Origin of the sequence: Streptomyces sp. NPDC002870 (assembly GCF_042888505.1) — a bacterium.
Taxonomy (GTDB): Bacteria; Actinomycetota; Actinomycetes; order Streptomycetales; family Streptomycetaceae; genus Streptomyces.
Window position 1 is genome coordinate 47,526 of sequence record NZ_JBIAPW010000010.1, and the last position, 14,593, is coordinate 62,118.

Below are 14,593 nucleotides of genomic sequence, written 5' to 3' on the forward strand. Positions count from 1 at the left end.
GCTGGCAAACCGGCCACCCGACGGAGCCCGGTCACTTCACCAGGCGGACGCCCTTGCGGCGCCTGACCCTCCCCCGGTGACCCCGCCTCCGCTCCCCCGGCAGCCCCTCGCGCGGGTCGAGCCCGATCCAGATCCGTACCTCCGTGCCGCCGAGCACCGAGCTGCCTATCCGCACGTCCCCGCCCGTCGACTCCGCCACCCGGCGCACGATGTCCAGGCCGAGCCCCGTCGAGCCGTCCCTGCCCCCGCTGTTGCCGCGGGCCATGGCCGCCTCCGGGTCGGTGATGCCCGGGCCCGCGTCCGAGACCAGCACGATGACCGCGTCCCCGCCGTTGTGGACGTCGACCGAGAAGGCGGTGCCCTCCGGGGTGTGCCGGAAGACGTTGCCGAGCAACGCGTCGAGCGCGGCTGCCAGTTCGGGGCGTGCGACCGGTATGCGTACGGGACGCTCGACGCCCGCGACCCGCACCTTGCGGCCCTCGTCCTCCGCCAGCGCCGACCAGAAGTCCATCCGCTCCCGGACGACCTCGGAGGCGTCGCAGCCCGCGCCGGGGCCGGGCGACGCGGTCTGCGGCTTGGCATCGCGCGCCGTGCGGATGATCGTGTCGACCTCGCGCTCCAGCTGCTCGACCGCGGCCCTGGTCTGGTCGGCGGCCGGTCCGTCGCCGAGCGAGGCGGCGTTGAGGCGCAGCACGGTCAGCGGCGTACGCAGCCGGTGCGAGAGGTCGGCGGCCAGCTCGCGCTCATTGGCGAGGAGCTGGACCACCTGGTCGGCCATGGAGTTGAAGGCGACCGCGGCGGAGCGCAGTTCGGTCGGCCCCTCCTCGGGGACGCGCGCCCCGAGCCTGCCCTCGCCCAGGTCGTGCGCCGCGCCCGCGAGGCGCTGGGCGGGCTGCACCATGCGGCTGCCGAGCCGGTCGGCGACCGCGACCGAGCCGACGATCAGCGCGATGCCGACGCCGGCGAGCACCAGCCAGGCGGTGTCCACGCCGTTGGAGACCTCGCCGTCCGGTACGAACACCTCGACCACGGCGATCTGTCCGGTGCTGATCGCGGTGGGCTGGAGCAGCGCGGAGCCGCCGGTCACCTCGGTGATGGAGGCGCGGCCGAGCCGCTGCGTGGTCGCCACGTCCTTCTGGGTGGCCCGGCGGGTGCCGATGTTCACCGGCTGGCTGCCCGGCTCGCCGGAGGCCGGGATGTGCACGGCCATCCGCCCGGCCGCTCCGGCCTGGGTGGACATCACCGCCCGCTCCAGCGGATCGCGGTCGGCGGTGATGGAGAGCGTGGGGCCGATGGCGGCGGCCTGCCGCTCGGCGTTGGAGAAGGCCCGGTCCCTGGCCATCTCCTTGATGACGAGCCCGAGGGGTATCGCGAAGGCGATCACGACCATGGCGGTGACGGCCAGCGAGACCTTGACCAGCGCCCATCTCATGGCATGTGTCCGTTCGGCGGCTCCAGCTTCACGCCGACGCCGCGGAGGGTGTGCAGATAGCGGGGCCGGGCCGCCGTTTCGCCCAACTTCCGCCGCAGCCAGGACAGATGGACGTCGATGGTCTGGTCGTCGCCGTAACTCTGCTGCCAGACCTCGGCGAGCAGCTCCTTACGCGGTACGACGACGCCGGGCCGCCCGGCCAGGAACGCCAGCAGGTCGAACTCCCGGCGGGTCAGGTCGAGTGCCGCCCCGTCCAGCGCCGCCTGGCGGCGCAGCGGGTCGATGGAGAGCCCGCCTACCTGGATGACGCCCGAGGGCGGGGCGTCCCCGGCCGCGCGCGAGCGGCGCAGCACAGCCGACATCCGCGCGGACAGGTGCTCCACCGAGAAGGGCTTGATGAGGTAGTCGTCGGCACCGTCGTTGAGCAGCCGGACGATCCCCGCCTCGTCGTCCCGCGCGGTCGCGATGATCACGGGTACGTCGGTGATTCCGCGCAGCATCTTCAGCGCCTCTGACCCGTCCAGATCGGGCAGTCCGAGATCCAGGATGACCAAGTCGAAGCGGAAATGGGCCACCTCGCGCAGCGCCTCGAGGGCCGTGCCGACGCTCCGTACGGTGTGGGAGGCCTCGGTCAAGTGCCGGATGAGGGCGGAGCGCACGAACTGGTCGTCCTCGACCACGAGCACACTTGCCATGGGCGGCACCGTACGCCATCCGGAGTACGCCGGTCCCCCTAAGGACAGTTGTGGGGCGCGTGGTGCAGTATGGCCCGGATGCATCGAGGACTCGTACATGCCATGGCGTGGGCGCTGTCCACCGGCGCCGCGGTCACGCTGTCCTGGTGGGGCGTCCACACCGTCATGTCCGGGACCGCTTACGACCGGCCGCGCGCGCTGCCCATCACCGCGGACGGCGCCACCACTCAGGGCGCGAAGCCGCAGGCATCGTCAACGCAGCGGGCGCAAAGCCCGACACCGTCGAAGCCGGGCAGTTCGGACAAGGCCCGCAAGCCGTCGGCCACTCCGCCGGCCGGAAAGCCGAGCAGCACCAAGCCGCCGTCGCCGCCCGCCCCGGCGACGCCGTCCGGGAACGTGAAGGGCTACACGGTCGACGGCGGCCGGGTCGTCTTCGACATCGCCAAGTCGTCGGCGGAGCTGGTCTCGGCGACGCCGGACGCCGGCTGGCAGATGCAGGTCTGGAAGCAGCCGACGTGGATCCGGGTGACCTTCACCAGGGACGGCCACGAGGTCTCGGTCTTCTGCACCTGGAACGGCCACCCGCCGATGGTCCAGTTCGACGAGCGCTAGCCCCGGTCACCGCGCTGGCGGAACGTCGCCGGCGGCGGTACTGGTGAGGGCTTCGCGCTCGCGTCGGTGACCGCGGCCGCGCCGCCCGTGAAGTCGGTGAGTGCTCTGCCGTGTTCGACCCTGCCGGGGTGCGGGTCGCTCGCGACGCGGCGGGTCAGCTCGGCGACGGGCAGCGGTACGTCGGACGCGAGCAGCACCGCATTGCCGAAGCGACGGCCGCGCAGCACCGCCGGGTCGGCGGCGAGCGCGAGTTCGGGGAAGAGGGCGGCGGCGGTGGCGACCTGGGCGCGCAGATGGGCGAGCGGCGGCCCGTCGGCGAGGTTCGCGGCGTAGTGGCCGCCCGGCTTCAGGACCCTTCGCACCTCGGCGAGGAATTCCGTACTGGTCAGATGCGCGGGAGTACGGGCTCCGCTGAAGACGTCGGCGATCACCAGGTCCGCCCAGCCGTCCGGGAACTTGCCGAGCCCGGCGCGGGCGTCGTCCGACCGGACGCGTATCCGTGTGCCGGGGTCCAACGGGAGCTGCTTGCGGACCAGTTGGACCAGCAAGGCGTCCAACTCGACTATCTGCTGGGTGGAACGGGGGCGCGTGGCCGCGATGTAGCGGGCGAGGGTGAAGGCACCGCCGCCGAGATGCACGACCTGGAGAGGGCGGCCGGGCGGGGCGACGAGATCGGCGACATGGCCGAGGCGGCGCTGGTACTCGAAGGAGAGATGGACCGGGTCGTCCAGGTCGACATGGGACTGCGGTGCGCCGTCGAGGAGCAGCGTCCAGCCGCGCGGCCGCTCGCGGTCGGGTATCAGCTCGGCGAGCCCGCCGTCGACCTGCTCGACGACGGGTTCGGGGCTGCCTGCCCCGCCCGTACGGCTGCGCCGCTTGCTCTTCGCCACCAGCCCATTATCGGCTCAGTAAGGGCAGGTGGCTCAGCGACCGGGGCTCAGCAACAGTTGTCGGCGGCCTCGATGAGACGGGCCGCCTCGCCGAGCGCCTCGCGCAGCACCACCGGGTCGGTGACCGGGTCGGCGCCGCCCGGCGGCAGCAGCCAGTCGGCGCCGGTTTCGGAGCCGACGCCGGATTCGGAGCCGGTGACCGGGGGTTCGGCAGGAATCCGCAGGCCGCGTCCCGACGTCTGCGTACAGGCGCTGCCCGGCATGTCCCAGCCGTCGGCGGTGCCGGGCGGCACCAGAAAGCCGAGGGTGTCGCAGGTGCCGTCGTGGAGCACCGGGCCGACGGCCGGTGCGGCGCCGCGGCGCAGGATGTCGACGGCCTCGAGCCCCTGCCGGGCGGGGACGGTCACCAGATCACAGGGCTCGGCGTCGTCGCCGGGCGGTGCGCTGCTGTCCGGGGTTGGCCTGTGGCGCGCAGTCGTCGCAGTCGTGGGTGAGCCGCCGTCGGCGCTGGTCTCCGTGCCGATCTCCAACAAGGGGATCCCCTCCTCGCTCGAGTGGAGACACGTATCGCGTCTCCGAATGGTTCAACGCCCGTTCGCGTCAAGGGCTACGGCGGCTCGCCGCCGCAAAGGATGGCAGTTCATGGCAGATCGAGGGAGAGATATCCCTTTTGTAGCTAAACCGTGTGTGTACGGCCCATCACAGCAGGTACGTTCTTGCTCCGCCGGAACACGGCTGCACCAAGAGAGGGCTCGGCCATGGCGTCATCGTCACAGGCATCACGGGCAGTTCCCGACCGGGCGGTTCCCAACCTCGCCTTCCGCCGGCTGCGGGGGCAGCGTTCGCCGGGGGAGTTCGCGGCGAGTGTGCGCAAGGCGGCTCGAGAGATCGGCGAGCAGGTCTGTTGCGACGCCCGCTATATCGGGCGCGTCGAGGCCGGCGAGATCCGCTGTCCGAACTACGCCTACGAGCGGGTGTTCCTGCACATGTTCCCCGGTCTGACGCTGGCGGACCTGGGGTTCGCGGCGCGGGAACAGGTGCGGGGCGGCGGCCGGGGGCGGCCGCCCGAACCTTTCGACCCCGGCCCCCTCGGCCCCCTCGGTCTTTTTGACAGCAACAGCGACAGCAACAGTGACAGCGACATCGACGAGGAGAGCGACGTGCTGCGTCGCGCATTCATGACGAGCGGCTCCGCCACCGTGGCGGCCGCGTCCCTCGGGCTCGGTCCCGGCCCTGTGCCCGCTCAGCGGCGCGTCGGCGAGGCGGAGGTGAACGCCGTCGAGGACGCGGTACGGCGGATCCGGCTGCTCGACGACCGGCACGGCGCGGACGGGCTCTACCGGCGCGCAGCGCAACCGCTGCGGGCGGCGTACGCGCTGCTCGACGCCGGCACGGCCACGCGCCGCGCGACGGCGGACCGGCTGCACGCGGGGGCGGGCGAACTCGCCATCTCGGTGGGCTGGCTGGCGCACGACTCGGGCCGGTTCGACGATGCGCGCTCGCACTACGCGGAGGCGCTGGCGACGGCTCGGGTGGCGGGCGATCCGGCACTGGAGGCGCACGCGTTCTGCAACACGTCCTTCCTGGCGCGGGACGCGGGCCGCCACCGGGAGGCGGTCCGCTCGGCCCAGGCGGGCCAGCGGGCGGCCCGGCACCTGCCTTCGCCGCGGCTGCTGTCCCTGCTCTCGCTCCGGGAGGCGGGCGGCTGGGCGGGGCTCGGGGACCGTTCGGGCTGCGAGAAGTCCCTGGCGCGGGCGCACGCGTACTTCGACCGGGGCCCGTCGGACTCGGATCCGGAGTGGATGTCCTTCTTCGGCGAACCGGAACTGGAGGCGCTGCAGGCGCAGTGCTGGTCGGCCCTCGGCGACTGGCCCCGAGCCGCCCGCCACGCCCGCCGGGCGGCGACCCTCCAGGACAGCCGCTTCACCCGCAACCTGGCCCTGTACCGGGCGGAGCTGGCAGCGGACCTGGCCCGCGCCGGAGCCCCGGACGAGGCGGCGGAGGCGGGCCACCAGGTGCTGGACCTGCTGGCGGGGGTGCAGTCGTCACGCATCCAGTCGATGCTGTCCCAGACGGCGAGGGTGCTGCTGCCGAAGCGGAGGACGGGGAGTGTGGGTACGTTCCTGGAGCGGCACGGCGAGTCGCTGCGAAGGGCGTGACGCGGGCGCCAAGGGGTGCGAGGCGCGGGCCCTGGGCGCGCGGATCGCTTCCCGGCGCGAGACTCACCCCTCCAGATGGGCCGTGTCGTTCCAGCGCTCCATTGCCGGCGCCCCGTACGCCCACCCGAGCACCGACAGGCTCGTCGGATCCAGCTTGATCCGCGCCGCGAACGACGGGTCCATGTCCAGCCAACGCGCCCCCAGCACCCGCAGGATGTGGCCGTGCGCGAAGACCAGCACGTCGCGGTCCGCCGAGCGCGCCCACTCCACCACCTCGTCCGCCCGCGCGCCGAGCTCCGACAGGGTCTCGCCGCCGGGGACGCCGTCGCGCCAGATGAACCAGTCCGGTCGCTCCGCATGGATGTCCGCCGGGGCCAGGCCCTCGTACGCCCCGTAGTCCCACTCCATCAGCGCGTCCCACCCGGTCGCCCGCTCCCCGAACCCCGCCAGCGCGCACGTCTCCGCCGCCCGCACCAGCGGGCTCGTACGGACCTCGACGCCCTCCAGGCCCGACCACGGCGCGCGATGCAGCCGCTCCCCCAGCAGTTTCGCCCCGCGTCTGCCCTCTTCGAGCAAGGGGATGTCCGTCCTGCCGGTGTGCTTGCCGAGCAGTGACCACTCCGTCTGGCCGTGCCGGGCGAGCAGGATGCGCGGTGCCATGGGGGGCTCCCTGAGGTTCACATCGGGTGGCCTTCCATCATCGCGCACCTGAACGCGGGGCAACCTCCAAGTCGATCTCAGCGTCCCTCTTCTCGGGCTCTGCGGGCCGGGACCCGCCGACGGAGCGTCGCCTTATACACCGTACGGTTGGACGGTGGCCGATGGCCGCCTGAACACAAACTGGAGAAACGTTCGGATGCCGTACACCGCGCCCCGCCATCGGCCCCGCTGGTGGACCGAACTGACGCTGCTCGCAGTGGTCTACGCCGCCTACTCGGCGGGACGGTTGCTCGCCCGCGGCGATGTGACGACCGCGGTCGACAACGGCATGGCGATACTCCGGGCCGAGAAGGCTCTCTTCCTGAACGCCGAGCACCCGCTCAACCGCCTCTTCAGCCAGACCCCCGCTCTCGGCATACCCGCCGACTTCGCGTACGCCTCGCTGCACTATCTCCTCACCCCGGCCATCCTCGTCTGGCTCTTCCGCCGCCGCCCCGCCCGCTACCACGCCGCCCGCACCTGGCTGATGCTCTCCACGCTGCTCGGCCTCGTCGGCTTCACGCTGGCGCCGACCTGCCCGCCGCGGCTCCTCGACGCCGGTCAGGGCTTCGTCGACACGATGGCGCAGTACAGCTCGTACGGCTGGTGGGGCGGCGAGGCGAGCGCGCCGCGCGGCTTGGGCGCGATGACCAACCAGTACGCGGCGATGCCGAGTCTGCACGTCGGCTGGGCGCTGTGGTGCGGCGTGATGCTGTGGCGGCACGGGCGCACGCCGCTGATGAAGGTCCTCGGCGTCGCCTACCCGCTGCTCACCACGCTCGTGGTGATGGGCACGGCGAACCACTACTTCCTGGACGCGGTCGCCGGCGCCGCCGTGATGGGCGCCGGCGCGCTGCTGACCCGGCCCGCGATGCGTCTCGCCGACCGGGTGCGCACACGTGTCCTGCCCACCCCTTCCGGCTCGAAGTCCCCGATTGTCGGTGCCGGATGCGAGACTTCCGCGGGTGAGCGAATCCCTGGACAGCGGACCTCCTCCGCAGGCGCCGACGACAGCACTCCGGCAGCGGCTCGCTGAGCTGCGCGGTCCCGCCGCCCAGCCGCATCCGCTCGACGCCCGCGCGCTGGCCGCCCTCGCCGCGAACCCCGGCTGCAGACGGCGCGCGCTGCTGGACGGTGCCGGTGTGGACAAGGCGGCGCTCGCCTCCGCGCTGGGATCCCCCGCGGCGTTCGGGCAGTCGCAGTTCGCCTTCATGCGCGGCAATGCCTTCGAGGCCAGGGTCAAGGCCGACGGCGGTACGGAACTGATGCGGCTGCTCGGCGTGGACGTGCCGGCCGAGGTCCGGGTGCCCGATCTGTCGGCGGCCGGTCCCGAGGGCCGGGCCGCGCGTACGGCGCTGGCGCTGCGTGAGGCGACCGCGGCCGCCGCCCGGGACGGGGCGTGGACGCTGCTCGACCACCCCCTGCTGGCGCTGGAGGTCGCAGGCTCCCCCGCCTATCTGGAGCCGGACGCGGTGGTCGTCCACCCCGGCGGGCGGTGGACTGTGGTCGAGATCAAGTCCTTCCCGATGATCGACGCGTCGGCGGACGCGGCAAAAGTGGGCGCTGCCGCGCGCCAGGCCGCGGTGTACGTGCTGGCGCTGGAGCGGGTCGCGGCGCTGACGGAGGGCGCGGAGGTGGCGCAGTCGGTGCTGCTGGTCTGCCCCAAGGACTTCTCCAATCTGCCGACCGGATCGGTGGTCGACGTACGCAAGCAGTTGTCGGTCACCCGCCGCCAGCTGGCCCGGCTGACCCGGATCGAGGACATCGCCGCGGCGCTGCCCAAGGGCACGACCTTCGACCTGGAGCGGCCGGAGGAGGAGCTGACGGCGGCGGTCGAGTCGGTGTCCGCGGCGTACGCCCCCGAGTGCCTGGCCGCGTGCGAGCTGGCCTTCCACTGCCGTGACCGGGCCCGCGAGTCGGGCGCGGTCGAGGCGCTGGGCCGTGGGATGCGCGGCGAGCTGGGCGGGTTGACGACGATCGGCGACGTCCTGGCGGCGGCAAGGGGGACCGCGGGCGATCCGGACGACCCGGCGGTCGCGGCCCTGCGCAGGGCGGCGGCGCTGCGGGCCGAGGCGCTGGAGGCGGCCGCATGTCGCTGATCTCCACGCTTGCCCGGCTGGAGGCCGTGGAGTCAGGGCGGGCCACACCGCTGGCGACCGTGCGGCACCGGCATCTGTCCGATCGGCCGCTGGTCTTCGTGCCGCTCACCACGGCGGGTGAGGCGGGGGCGCCGCTGGGTGCGCTGGTCGGCACCGATCCGCAGGAGCCGCGGCTGCTGGTCGTGGCGCAGCCCCGCGACCGTGATCTGCGCTTCACGTTCCTCGCGGAGCTGGCCGACGCGGTGCTGCCGCATCTGGACGCGTACGCCGACGACGTCGAGCCCGCCGAGCGCAACGAGACGGACCCCGAGACCGGCAAGAGGGTCAAGGTCGAGGTCGAACTGTGCGCGGACGCCCCGCAGTTGATCGTGCCGGGGCGGGCCGGCATCGACTTCGTACGGCTGCTCGGCCGGTCGATGCGCTTTCGGCGTACTGCGGAGGAGGAGCCCGACGCGCCCTACCCCGCGCCGCCGCGCGTGCCGCTGCTCGGCCGCTGGCTCACGCACTACGGCGAACGGGCCCGGGTGCCCGGCTCCTCGCTGCTCCTCGCTGCGACCGATCTGCTGAACCGGCACTGGGCGAGTGGCCAGTCCAGCCTGGAGGACCAGCATCTGGGCGCCCTGCTCGCCTGGATCGACCCGCGCGAGGGGGAATCCGGCGCGGAGGCGGCGCTGCGGGCCGAGCTGTCGCGCGACCGGTACGGGCAGCTGCTCTGCCCGCCGGCCGGGCCGGCCACCGACCCCGCCTTCGACAACAGGCTGCTGGCCCCGGCCGTGGAGCGTTACGACCGGGCGCGGCAGGCGCTGGGCGCGGCGGAGGACGGCGCGGCGGCGGATGCGCGGCTGGGCGAACTGACCGTCGCCGAGCGGGAGATCCGCCGGCTCGTGCTGACCCAGCTGCTGCCCACCTGGCACGCGGTGTGGCGCAGCCTGGAGCTGGTGCGTGAGCTGCCGGAGGGCTCCAGGGCGGCGGACCGCTGGACCCGCGACCGCTGGTCGTTCACCGCGCACCGCGATCGCGTACGGGCGGGCGAGCCGCCGCAGCCGCGCCGCGACGACGCGGTGACGGCCGCGCAGAAGCTCGCCTCCCGCGAGAGGGCCCAGGCGCAGCTGGACGCTCAGGAGGCGCTGGACGACCCGCTGGTGCTCGCGGGCCGCAGGCTGGCGGGCGAGGCGTTTCTGAGCGAGGTGACGGAGGTCGTGATGGCCTGGTCCGACTCGAAGCGCCCGAGCCCGCGTCCGCTGCTCACGGTCCGCACGGACGACCGCCCGCAGCTCGGCGAGCGGACGAAGGTGTACCGCTCGCTTGAGGGCAAGCCGCAGACGGCGGAGTTCGTACGGTACGACGCGGACGGGGCGCTGGTGCTGCGGCTCACGGACCGCATGGGCCGCGCCAAGGACCCGGCCGAGGGCTCGGTCCCGCAGAAGGGCGACCGGATCGCCTGGACCCTGTTCGAGCACGACCAGCGGGGCGGGCCGAAGCTCCCGCCCCCGGAGGAAACCCCGTGGACCCATGGCGGTCCCCCGGGCACGTCGGCGCAGAGCCCGGACCCGGTGACCCCGGAGGACGTGCTGTGACCCGGCCCGAGCAGGGCGGCGTGAGCCTTTCCCACCCGCCCGCCCTTGAGCGCGGGTGCGCGGGGCGGGCCCACACCCGCGCGGTACGCGGCTTCTCCGCCTCGCGGCCCATCGCCCAGGGAGGCGTCCTGTGAGCCGGCCCGGCTTCGAGCCGTCCGTCGAAGCCGCCCGGGCCACGGACGCGATCCTCGACGACACGCTGCACGGCTCCCACCGCGGTGTCGTCGTGGACTCGCCGCCCGGGGCCGGGAAGTCCACTCTCGTGGTGCACGCCGCGCGGGAACTGGCCGCCGCCGGGCGGCCGTTGATGGTCATCGCGCAGACCAACGCCCAGGTGGACGACCTTGTCGTACGGCTCGCCGAGAAGGAGCCCGCGCTGCCGGTCGGGCGGCTGCACAGCAATGAGCCCGATCCTTACGACAAGGCCCTGGACGAGCTGGAGAACGTCCGCAAGTCCGCCAAGGCCGGTGACCTCGCCGGGCTGGAGATCGTCATTTCGACCGCCGCGAAGTGGGCGCATGTCCAGGGCGTCGAGCCCTGGCGGCACGCCATCGTGGACGAGGCCTACCAGATGCGCTCCGACGCGCTGCTCGCCGTCGCCGGGCTCTTCGAGCGTGCGCTGTTCGTGGGCGACCCCGGTCAGCTGGACCCGTTCTCGATCGTCGGCGCGGACCAGTGGGCCGGGCTGTCGTACGACCCCTCCGCCAGCGCCGTCTCCACGCTGCTGGCCCACAATCCGGAGCTGCCGCAGCACCGGCTGCCCGTCTCCTGGCGGCTCCCGGCCTCCGCCGCGCCGCTCGTCTCCGACGCGTTCTACCCGTACACCCCTTTCCGCAGCGGTACCGGCCCCGGCGACCGGCGGCTCGCCTTCGGGGTGCCGTCGGACGGCTCGGGCCCCGACCGGGTGCTCGACGAGGCCGCCGAGTCGGGCTGGGGCCTGCTGGAGCTGCCCGCCCGCCACACGCCCCGTACGGACCCCGAGGCGGTACGGGCGGTGGCTCTGGTCGTCCGCCGGCTGCTGGACCGCGGGGGCGTGGCGACCAGCGAGCGGTCGGCGGAACCCGTCCCGGTCACCGCCGACCGGATCGCCGTCGGCACGGCCCACCGCGACCAGGCGGCCGCGGTGCGGGCGGCGCTCGCCGAGCTGGGGGTCGCGGACGTCACCGTGGACACGGCGAACCGCCTCCAGGGCCGCGAGTTCGACGTCACGGTCGTTCTGCACCCGCTGTCCGGCCGCCCGGACGCGACCGCGTTCCACCTGGAGACGGGCCGGCTGTGCGTGCTGGCCTCCCGCCACCGGCACGCGTGCATCGTGGTGTGCCGCGCGGGGGTGACCGACCTGCTGGACGAACACCCGTCGACGGAGCCGGTCCAGCTGGGCGTCACGGTCAAGTTCCCGGACGGCTGGGAGGCGATGATGTCCACGTGGGATCACTGGTCCAACCATCGCGTCTCCTGGCGCCCATGAGCCGGCGGGAAGCGGACAGCGTGAGCCACCCCCGACGGCTGGGAGGCCAATCACGCGGTCCTGGCAGACCTGGCGGAACACCGGGTGAGCCGGCGGCCATAGGCGCACTTGCGTACGCCGCGACAATAGAAGGCGGCGATGGGTAGGCGATGGACACAAGGTCAACGGAGGGCGGCCCGGGAAGGGGCTCGCACCTGGGCGAGGAGGAGAACCACATGGCGGAACCCGAGCGGAGCGAGCGGAAGCTGCGACCGGCCCCGCTGCTCTTCGAGCCGTCGGAGGCTGCCGCCGACCCCGAGCACTTCTTCGACCTGGAGTCGATCGAGGACCCTCGGGAGCTGCTGGCGCGGTCGACCGAACTGACCCTGGCGTTCCGCGCGGCCACCGACCGCGCCGCTGAGTTCCAGGCGCTCGCGGCCGCCCAGCTCGCCGACCCGCGCCGGTTCGACCGGCTGACCCCCGCGGACATCGCCCAGCGGGCGGAGTGGACCGAGGACTACGCCAAGAAGATGATCGAGTTCGGCCGCGACCTGCTCCGCAACACCACGCCCTGACCGACCGCCCCGGCCCGGTCAGCCCCGGTCCGGCGCGCCAGGCCACGCCGTCGGTGTCGGCAGGCACCTGGCATATGCGAGGGCACAAGATACGCCTCCCCGCCCCGCCCTGTCCTCATTTCCGCCAACTCTCTGGAACGGGAACGTCACTCCCGGTAGGTCTTATTCCATGAGCGCATGGCTGCAAGACGACACCCCGCTGCCCCTCGGCTCCGGTGACGACGACGAGAGCAGGCGCCACGTCGCCCAGGTCACACCGCCCGGCGCGAGCTGGCTCGTCTCTGCCGCCGGCCATCCGCGCTCGATGCTCGCGCTCTGGGAGACCCACCCGTACGCCCCCGCCGTACTCCCCTGCGGCTCCGTCTTCGACGTCGTGAACGTGCCCGCGATCTTCGGCCGCCGCATGCTCGACCGGCTCTGGGAGGAGGGGCCCGGATCCGGCCCCGCCGCCATGCACCGCGGCCGGATGCTGCTCTTCGCCGCCCCCGGCACCGCGCACCGGCTGCCGTCCCTGCTCGGCTGGGAGGAGTGCGGCGACGCCGTACCGCCGATGCTCTGCCACGGCGCCGGCGACGCGGTCACCGTTCCGCCGCTGTCCCAGGGCCACGCCGCGACGGGCGGCCCGCGCTGGCTGGTGGCCCCGGACACCCGGCACCCGTGGCTGCCGGGGCCCGAGGTGGTGCTCTGGGCGTGCGTGCGGGCGGTCCGCGCGGCCTCGGCTCCCAGCGTCCGTATATCGATTTTTCCTGGCGCCGATCAGGATGCTAAGGTCTACGACGTCAGCAGGCGCCGCTAGCTCAGTTGGTTAGAGCAGCTGACTCTTAATCAGCGGGTCCGGGGTTCGAGTCCCTGGCGGCGCACAGACGGGAGAAGCCCCTCGCGAGAGCGAGGGGCTTTTTCGTGCACCGGGGCGACCGGGCCCCGCAGCCCGACGGGCCCGCGCCCGCCGCGGACGCCCGGGCCCCGCGTGCCGCATGCCGCATGCCGCATGCCGCATGCCCCGACCGGCCTGCCCCCGCCCGTACGCCCGCACCCCGCGACCCCCCGCTACGCCGTGGTGATCTTGACCGTCCACGCGCCCGACCGCGTCCGGTCCGCCACCTCCACTCTCGTCCGTTCCCCCGGCTTCCCCGGCGTCGTGAACGTCTCACCGACCCCCAGGGGCGCATCCGCCAGCTGCGGGTACACCGACGTGTCCCAGCACGCCGCGCTGCCCGGGTGGGTGTCGACGACCTCTGCCGGCCCGCCCCCCGAATCCGTCTCGGCCCGCACGCGGTACAGCAGCACCCCCTCCCTGCAGGTCGACACGTCGTTGCCCGTCGAACTGCGCGCCTCGATCGCGAGCGCCGTGTCCGCGCCGGTCCGGACGACCGCGAGCCGCGTGCCGAGACTCCCGCCCGGGGTCGGGGCTGCCGCGACGGGCTCCAGCGTGAACCACTCGGCGTTCGTCACACACCGCACGGCCCGCCTGTCCAGCCAGCCCAGCTTCCACTTGTGCCAGCCGAAGAGATCCGGGGCGAGACCGAACTGGCTGCCCATCACATCCCAGTCGCCGACGTACGTGTCCCAGTCGCCCTTGTCGTTCGTCGGCCGGTGGTAGAGGTCGGGCAGGTCGAAGACATGCCCGGTCTCGTGGGCCAGCACATTGCGGTCCGGTGGGTGGCGCTCGAAGACGGTGACGACCCGCTCGATGTCGGTGCCGTCGGCGTCCAGGGGCTCGTCGACGTTCACCACCTTCGTCGCGTCGGAGTCGACGCCGGGCGCGTCCGGGTCGGCGACCAGATAGACGATGTCGTAGCGGGAGAAGTCGACCGTCGGGTCGGCCGCGGTGATCGCGTCGCGCAGATACGTGGCGCGCCGCCCGGGCTCCCAGTCACGCTTTATCCCGTAGGCCGTCGAGGCCTTCGGCATCGCCACCCACTTGCGCTGCGGGTGCGGGCGCAGCACGAACTTCCCGTACGAGGCGCGCGCGAAGAATGTGCTGGTGGCCGGGAAGTGGTCGGCCGCCATCTCATCCGGCGTGGCCAGCGGCACGGAATCGGGGAACGACAGGAAGATCATCACCGCGTCCATGTGCCGGACCGGGCGCGGATAGTCTCCGTTCCAGGTGTCCACACCCAGGGAGTGGTGCGCGGCCGTGCGGGGCAGCGCGCAGGGCCCACCCGCCGTCTTGGCCACCGCGGGCCCGGCCACGAGCGACGTGGCGGCGAGCGCCATGAGGGACGTGAGGGCAGCAGCGGCGCTCCGCAGGCGCACGGGTTCCACTCCCTCGGGTGTTCCCTCGGACGACTGCTGACCCTCCACGTGGACCTCCGGCTGCGGAATGGGCGACACCTCCACCACCTTGTGACGGTTTCTGGCAGTACGCCCTGTTCCGCTGCCCCACCTGGGTGACCGACCCGACACCG

The 14,593-nt window shown here is 73.3% G+C and carries 15 protein-coding genes and 1 tRNA gene; 10 read left to right on the forward strand and 6 right to left on the reverse strand.

The window, feature by feature from the left end:
* Positions 1–31 precede the first annotated feature (31 nt).
* Both ACFYWY_RS14895 and ACFYWY_RS14900 read right to left on the reverse strand, forming a co-directional pair.
* Positions 32–1,432 carry a sensor histidine kinase gene (locus tag ACFYWY_RS14895; RefSeq protein ID WP_389185259.1) on the reverse strand — a complete coding sequence of 467 codons (1,401 nt, stop codon included), beginning with the start codon at positions 1,430–1,432 and terminating at the stop codon, positions 32–34.
* Positions 1,429–2,127, reverse strand: coding sequence for a response regulator transcription factor (locus ACFYWY_RS14900; RefSeq protein WP_389185262.1), 699 nt, complete (start codon positions 2,125–2,127; stop codon positions 1,429–1,431). The genes ACFYWY_RS14895 and ACFYWY_RS14900 overlap by 4 nt, the downstream gene beginning before the upstream one ends.
* A gap of 69 nt (positions 2,128–2,196) precedes the next feature.
* On the opposite strand from ACFYWY_RS14900, the gene ACFYWY_RS14905 reads away from it, so the two are divergent.
* Positions 2,197–2,739: a hypothetical protein gene (locus ACFYWY_RS14905; RefSeq protein WP_389185265.1), complete on the forward strand. Its 543-nt coding sequence runs from the start codon at positions 2,197–2,199 to the stop codon at positions 2,737–2,739.
* Here the strand turns inward: ACFYWY_RS14905 and ACFYWY_RS14910 are convergent.
* Positions 2,736–3,629 (reverse strand): spermidine synthase, encoded by an 894-nt coding sequence (locus ACFYWY_RS14910; RefSeq protein ID WP_389185268.1) that lies wholly within the window; start codon positions 3,627–3,629, stop codon positions 2,736–2,738. The two genes, ACFYWY_RS14905 and ACFYWY_RS14910, sit on opposite strands and share 4 nt — an antisense overlap.
* Before the next feature lie 47 nt (positions 3,630–3,676).
* On the reverse strand, positions 3,677–4,159 hold the full coding sequence (locus ACFYWY_RS14915) for a hypothetical protein (RefSeq protein ID WP_389185758.1): 483 nt from the start codon (positions 4,157–4,159) through the stop codon (positions 3,677–3,679).
* A gap of 228 nt (positions 4,160–4,387) precedes the next feature.
* Between ACFYWY_RS14915 and ACFYWY_RS14920 the strand changes: the two genes are divergently transcribed.
* Entirely contained in the window at positions 4,388–5,788 is a 1,401-nt protein-coding gene (locus ACFYWY_RS14920) for a tetratricopeptide repeat protein (protein ID WP_389185271.1), read from the forward strand.
* 63 nt (positions 5,789–5,851) lie between these two features.
* Here the strand turns inward: ACFYWY_RS14920 and ACFYWY_RS14925 are convergent, their stop codons facing one another.
* Positions 5,852–6,448: a histidine phosphatase family protein gene (locus ACFYWY_RS14925; RefSeq protein ID WP_389185274.1), complete on the reverse strand. Its 597-nt coding sequence runs from the start codon at positions 6,446–6,448 to the stop codon at positions 5,852–5,854.
* A 196-nt stretch (positions 6,449–6,644) separates the two neighbouring features.
* Between ACFYWY_RS14925 and ACFYWY_RS14930 the strand changes: the two genes are divergently transcribed.
* From ACFYWY_RS14930 to ACFYWY_RS14965, 8 genes are all read left to right on the forward strand, one after another.
* Positions 6,645–7,523 carry a phosphatase PAP2 family protein gene (locus ACFYWY_RS14930; RefSeq protein ID WP_389185277.1) on the forward strand — a complete coding sequence of 293 codons (879 nt, stop codon included), beginning with the start codon at positions 6,645–6,647 and terminating at the stop codon, positions 7,521–7,523.
* A complete protein-coding gene (locus tag ACFYWY_RS14935) occupies positions 7,453–8,586 on the forward strand; it encodes a hypothetical protein (RefSeq protein WP_389185280.1) in 1,134 nt (377 codons plus the stop codon). Before ACFYWY_RS14930 ends, ACFYWY_RS14935 begins: the two co-directional genes overlap by 71 nt.
* Positions 8,577–10,163 (forward strand): hypothetical protein, encoded by a 1,587-nt coding sequence (locus ACFYWY_RS14940; protein WP_389185283.1) that lies wholly within the window; start codon positions 8,577–8,579, stop codon positions 10,161–10,163. The genes ACFYWY_RS14935 and ACFYWY_RS14940 overlap by 10 nt, the downstream gene beginning before the upstream one ends.
* Positions 10,160–10,297, forward strand: coding sequence for a hypothetical protein (locus ACFYWY_RS14945; protein WP_389185286.1), 138 nt, complete (start codon positions 10,160–10,162; stop codon positions 10,295–10,297). The genes ACFYWY_RS14940 and ACFYWY_RS14945 overlap by 4 nt, the downstream gene beginning before the upstream one ends.
* Positions 10,294–11,631, forward strand: coding sequence for an AAA family ATPase (locus ACFYWY_RS14950; RefSeq protein WP_389185289.1), 1,338 nt, complete (start codon positions 10,294–10,296; stop codon positions 11,629–11,631). Before ACFYWY_RS14945 ends, ACFYWY_RS14950 begins: the two co-directional genes overlap by 4 nt.
* A gap of 215 nt (positions 11,632–11,846) precedes the next feature.
* A complete protein-coding gene (locus ACFYWY_RS14955; RefSeq protein ID WP_389185292.1) occupies positions 11,847–12,185 on the forward strand; it encodes a hypothetical protein in 339 nt (112 codons plus the stop codon).
* Positions 12,186–12,354: 169 nt separating this feature from the next.
* On the forward strand, positions 12,355–12,981 hold the full coding sequence (locus tag ACFYWY_RS14960) for a bifunctional DNA primase/polymerase (protein ID WP_389185295.1): 627 nt from the start codon (positions 12,355–12,357) through the stop codon (positions 12,979–12,981).
* Positions 12,972–13,045 (forward strand) — tRNA-Lys (locus ACFYWY_RS14965). The genes ACFYWY_RS14960 and ACFYWY_RS14965 overlap by 10 nt, the downstream gene beginning before the upstream one ends.
* Positions 13,046–13,232: 187 nt before the next feature.
* Here the strand turns inward: ACFYWY_RS14965 and ACFYWY_RS14970 are convergent.
* Entirely contained in the window at positions 13,233–14,489 is a 1,257-nt protein-coding gene (locus ACFYWY_RS14970; RefSeq protein WP_389185761.1) for a M6 family metalloprotease domain-containing protein, read from the reverse strand.
* Between the last annotated feature and the right edge of the window lie 104 nt (positions 14,490–14,593).